The organism is uncultured Corynebacterium sp. (assembly GCF_902489365.1).
Lineage (GTDB): Bacteria > Actinomycetota > Actinomycetes > Mycobacteriales > Mycobacteriaceae > Corynebacterium.
Genome location: NZ_CABTZR010000125.1, coordinates 1 through 4,600, shown reverse-complemented (window position 1 = coordinate 4,600; position 4,600 = coordinate 1). Strand labels below are relative to the sequence as shown.

3 protein-coding genes are annotated in these 4,600 nt (G+C 63.1%); all 3 read right to left on the bottom strand.

The features are described from left to right. A partial coding sequence (locus tag RDN59_RS11545) for an MOSC domain-containing protein (RefSeq protein ID WP_308607963.1) occupies window positions 1-429 on the bottom strand: 429 nt, incomplete at its 3' end. A gap of 29 nt (window positions 430-458) precedes the next feature. Continuing rightward, window positions 459-2,990, bottom strand: a complete 2,532-nt coding sequence (locus tag RDN59_RS11540) for a hypothetical protein (protein ID WP_308607962.1) — start codon at window positions 2,988-2,990, stop codon at window positions 459-461. Window positions 2,991-3,385: 395 nt separating this feature from the next. Further along, window positions 3,386-4,600, bottom strand: a 1,215-nt coding sequence (locus tag RDN59_RS11535) for an alkaline phosphatase (protein ID WP_308607961.1), incomplete at its 5' end; no start/stop codon positions are given.

Here is a 4,600-nt window from a genome sequence, read left to right as displayed (position 1 = left end):
CTCAGTGAAGGACTTGAGCCAGCCGGGCTCATCCATCCAACCGGAGAAGGTGGCGCAGGGCGTGCGCGGAATGGAGACCTCGAGCACGCACTCCCCCACCTGAATCTGCTGGTTGATCAGCATATTCGGCCAGGAAATCCCTTCTGTGGTGAGGTTCTCCCCGAAGTAGCCGTCACGCAACACGCGGTTGAGCGTGCCCTCCCAGTAGTCGAGCTCCTCGCGTGCCACGGCATACACGGCCTTCTCGGCACCGCCGTGGTGGGCGTGGTCGCCGATGGAATCCCCCACTACGCCGGAGCCGTCACCGTAGTTGGGCCCGGGAATCTCCAGGTCCAGGAAGGGGCGTGGCTGCTTATCGATGCCCGTGTACTCGTGCCGCCCGTGCGGCTCCGGGCGGCGGACAGCGACGTTCGTGGAGATAACCTTCATGCTCACCCATTGTGGCACACCTCACGCGCTTACACGTCGCGATCGCGGAAGAGAGCTTCGGCCGTCACGAGGTCGTAGAAGAAGAGGCGGGGGGCGAGGGGGAGGACGTCGGCAAGCATGGGCATATCCTCCTTGAGCAGCGGGCTTTCCATGATGATGTCGTTCGCCGCGGCGCGGGATGCCAGGGCGAAGGCATAGGAGATATAGGGCATCCAGGCCGCTGCATTGAGCTCATCGGCTGTGTTTCCGCTGGCAAAGGCGCCCAACGCGATGAGGGTGTGGCTGACGGACATGTCAACGCCCGCGTTTTGCACCAGGGAGGCCAGTGCCGTGGCGTCCTTGCGCAGGTGTTCGATGGTGCCCAGCGCATCGAGTGCGCCGTTGTTGGCAAAGCACTCGCGCAGCGCGGCGACGCGGCCGGCCTCCCCCATCAGATCATCGACGGGCGGTGTGGGGCTGTGAATGGTTGCAGCGTTGAGCAGCATCGGGCGGGTCAGGCCATCGGCGCCGGTCTCGCGCACGGCGGTGAGCTCTGGGTTCTCGCTGGCTGAAGGATCGAGGAGAAGATCCAGGTAGCTATCGGAGCTGGACTCGGCGGTGGACTCCAGCGGCGAGTGGAACAAGCGCGTGCGCGCGAGCGAGCGGGCCTGCTGGTTCACGCTAACGCCAGTGCGTGCCAGGGCATGGAGCGCGTCCTCCGGTTGGGAGCGCAGGCGGTCAATCGTGCTGTCGAACATCGCTTGCAGCTTTGGGTTCGGGCTGCGCTGGGAGAGCACGTGAAGCGCGCGGAAGGTGCCCCACAGCTGTTCCGGAGTCCAGTCCTTTGAGGCCAGAGCTGCGGGCGAGCCTTCCGGCGTGATCACGATGGAGGCGCTGGAGGGGCGTGCAGGGGCGGCGAGGTTGGAGGAGGCGCGGAGCTCGCGGACGTCGACAAGCAGTGAGCCCTGCTCAGCAAGGTCGGCGGGCAGTTCGAAGCCATCCTCGATTGCGGTGAGCTGGGTCGGTGCAACTGTTGGTTCGGCCAATGGCCAGGCCCAACCCACTACATCTGCCGGCGGTTCTGCGTTCTGTTCGATCACAATGTTGGCATCGGCATCGAGGAGGCCGCGGCTGACGAAGGGGGACTTGCGGATAGTCGCCAGCGCCGCGTAAATCAGGCTGGTGGAGGCGGAAGCCTCATACTCCACGATGCGCCGCTCCAAGCTGCGGGCCTGGTGGGCCGCGCGCTCCTGAGCCGGGAGGGAATCCAGGTAGTCCTCATAGGACAGTGTGGACCACATGAGGAAAAGCTCTGCCGTTGGCTGCTTGCGCACGGCGTTGGCCAGCGCGGCATTAGGCACGGCGAGGCTGGTGACCGCCTGCGTCGTCTTCGACGTGCGGGCCAGCTCCTTGATCTTCTGGCGGCCGTCAATGGTGACGAACTTCGCCAGCGGCAGCGGGCGCGGCGAATGGACGGTAAACATGTCATCCTGATCGAGCTGGCCCGCGAAAATGACCGGCTTATCGGAGTGCTCAGTGGGTTCCAAGCCGATGCGCTTGACGCGGCTGAACAGGGCCTCGGGCCAGACATCGAATTCCAACTCATAGCCGGCCTCACTAGCCACGACCTCGCGGCGAGAGACCTCGGTGTCCTCGAAGGTATGCAGGCCCTTTTCCAGTGCGATGGGCTTCTTTGGCGGGGAGGCCAGCGTGTAGCTGAAGGCCGAGTGCGCGCCCAGGGCATCGATGATGCGGAAATCCATGCCGCGCGGACCGTCGTTGGTGGCGCGCATGTGGAGGCCTTCGGCGAGGGAGATGAAGCGGACGTCGACAAGCTCCTCGTCGTGCCACAGCGACACCTTGTACCGGCCCACCCACGGGTCTTCGTAGAGATCACCCGGGAAAGGCTCGACGATGCCCGCGTCGAAGGTCTGCTCCGAAATCTCCTCCTGCTCGCCGCCGAGGGGAGCGTAGGTGAGATCGATGCGCCACTCCCCTTCCGCGATAAGGTGCACGCGCGGGGACTTGGTGAATACCGGCTCGTTGTCGAGGCCCCGGGCGTGGGGCAGGATGGTTACGTTAAAGTCCCACTCGAAATCGCTGTGCTTGGCGACGTCCACCGGTTCCCTCTGCGGCACCTCCACCCGCTCCGGCAGCGGGCCCACTTCCCAGCCGGCCCAGATGCCGAGCGGCTTAGCGTCCTCGAGGGTGCCCTGCGGCGCGATAAGCGTGGTGCGGTCATAGACGATGAAGGGCGCGTCCTCAGTGATGCCGGTGAAGGTGATGGTCTCGATGAGCTCTTCCTCGCCGTCGCTCAGAGTCACGATGATGCGGGTAAAGGGGCCGGGGATGCCTACTTCAAGCGGCTCGTCGGTGGCGAATTCACGCAGAGTGTGCGGACGATCAATGAAATGCGATTGGACGACCCAGCGGGGATCGGTGAGTGCTGCCTCCGGGAAGGTGGCGGGCAGCTGAAGCGTGAGGATATTGCTGCCGCGACGCAGGGACAGTCGGGGGCCCTGCTCGATGTACTCGCTGGCTACCAGTGGCGTAGTTGGAAGTGAATAAATCTCCGCGCTCATTTTCCTCATCATAGGACACCGCGGGGTGCGGTTGCCATGTGGCTGGTGGGAGCGTGTGAAGTCTAGAGATTTTTCGTTTTCGGAACCGGCATTCAGGCTTGGGGCTACATTCACGGTAGATAAGGGCCAGAAATTTGATATTTTTTCGCCCTTATTCACCGTGAACGACAGTGACAGGTGTGCGAGACCCAGGGCTGTGGGCTGGAGCCCGAATATCGGGTAGCTGCAACGCCGCGGATACTCCAAAGCAGCAGAGCTGGGCCTCTCACGGCCTTCTTTATAGACCGATGCACAGGACAATAACGATACAAGGAGAGGTCCTCCGCCAGTGTGAAATGAACTGGTGGAGGACCTAGTTAAGTACGGGATGCCCCGGTGGCATCCACGCGGCGTGATTAGCGGAACATCTTCTGCAGAGCGGAGAAGTCAACCTTCACCACACCGATGGACTGCAGGAAGGCAGCAACTGCGCCCAGCAGTGCGGCAACTACACCTGCGCCCAAGAAGCCAGCGCCGACAGCGGAGCTGGTCTCCTTCTTGCCGGTGTTGCCCTTGTTGTCGTCTTTGTCCTTACCCTCGTCCTCAGGGGTCTTGCCGTTGTTGTCCTGGTCTTCCGGCTTGGTCTCGCCCTCGTCCTCCGGCTTGGAGTCGTTAGCGAACCACCAGTCCTGGATGATCAGGTTGGCAACGTCGGTGTTGTCGATGTACTTGCCGCGCACCGGATCGGTGCCGGTGGCCTTGGCCATGATGTCCTCGGAGCCAGCGCCCTTGAAGAAGAACGGGACAACCTGGTTGGTGTGCTCGCCCGAGTACCACTGGTGCTCTGGGGCCTTGCCCTTCTCACCGGTCTGCGGGTTCCAGGAGGCGGTCTCTTCCTTGCCGGAGAGGTAGCCGGTCTCGTGGTCAGCGGTGACGATGAGCAGGGTCTCGTCCCAGCTGGAGTTCTCCTCCACCCAGGCGATGGCGGCGTCAACAGCCTTGTTGAAGTCCTGGGTTTCCTCGATGTCGCGGCCGGTTTGGTTGGCGTGGCCGGACCAGTCGATGGCGCCGCCCTCAATCATGACGGAGAAGCCCTTCTCGTTCTGGCCCAGGGCGTTGAGGGCGCCCTTGGTCATGGTCGGAAGATCAACGACGTCATTCTTCGGATCGGTGCCCGGCTCAGCGGCCTCCGGGTTGCCGTCGCGGCCCTGCTGCAGGGTGGAGGCAACCGGTGCGAGGCCGAAGTACTTCTTGTTGGCCTCAACGTTGCCTTCAGCCCACTTCTCAAAGTCAGCGGTGTTCTCGGCGAATTCCCAGCCAGCGGAGCCATCGCGCAGGGATTTGAAGGAGTCCTCGGAGATGTACTTGTAGTTCGGTGCCCCTACCTTCTGCGCGTTGTCATCGAACTCTGGGTGGCCAGCGCCCATGATGACGTCGAGATCGGAGCCGACCATCTCAGCGGCGATCTCGGTGTAGTTGTTGCGATTCTTGTTGTGCGCCGCGAAGGCAGCCGGGGTGGCGTGGCTGAACGGAACGGAGCTGACGACGCCGGCGGACTTGCCGTGAGAGATAGCCTGCTCGGAGATGTTCTTCAGGGAGTGGCCGTACGGGGACTTACCCAGCACACCGTT

Coding starts and splice junctions, on each gene's coding strand:
- RDN59_RS11540 (WP_308607962.1), bottom strand. CDS start 2,990: ATGAGCGCGGAGATTTATTCACTTCCAACTACGCCACTGGTAGCCAGC.